1 protein-coding gene is annotated in these 618 nt (G+C 58.6%); it reads right to left on the bottom strand.

Annotated elements, in window-relative coordinates; translation table 11 throughout:
• Positions 1 to 561, bottom strand: a 561-nt coding sequence (locus AACS18_RS01970; RefSeq protein WP_146184834.1) for a tetratricopeptide repeat protein, incomplete at its 3' end; no start/stop codon positions are given.
• Positions 562 to 618: the final 57 nt, after the last annotated feature.

Here is a 618-nt window from a genome sequence, read left to right as displayed (position 1 = left end):
GTACTGGGCATCACGGTTACCCAGTTCTGCGGACCGCTCAAGCCACTTGATGGCATCCGTATCTGCCCCCGGTTGTTTGCTGTACCACCGGGCCAGGATCAACTGAGCTTCAGCATGATCCCGCTTGGCAGCCTGCTCGAACCAATCGAGGCATTCGCTCACCAGCTTGCCTTGATGCTGCTCTTGGCACATCAGGCCCAGCCGATAGCTGGCGTTGGTGTTACCAAGACGAGCTGAACGCTGCCACCACTGGGTAGCGAGCGCCGGATTTTTGGGCTCACCGAGCCCAGCCTGATACCAGTCACCCACTTGCCAGGCAGCGCTGGCGCGGATCTCTTTATCAGCGGCCAAGGGGCCAGACTGCTCGGCGGCCTGCTGCATCCAGTGCATGGCGTTGGGGTAATCGGGTTGGGTTGCCAGCCGTTTGGCAAGCTCATACTGGGCTCGGCCATCCCCCTGCTTTGCTGCTTGGGATAACTCGGCGTCAGTGAGTGACGCAGTGGAAGAACAGGCTGCAAGCATGCTGGCTGCAAGCGCCAACCATAAGGCTCGATGTGTCATGTGAAAATTCTTCGCAGTGTGAAAAAGTGACTGATGAGGTACTGCTGTATTGCGGGT

This window comes from Aeromonas sp. HMWF015 (genome assembly GCF_963878965.1).
Lineage (GTDB): Bacteria > Pseudomonadota > Gammaproteobacteria > Enterobacterales > Aeromonadaceae > Aeromonas > Aeromonas veronii.
The sequence above is the reverse complement of the archived record's forward strand: the minus strand, read 5'-3'. Positions and strand labels throughout refer to the sequence as shown.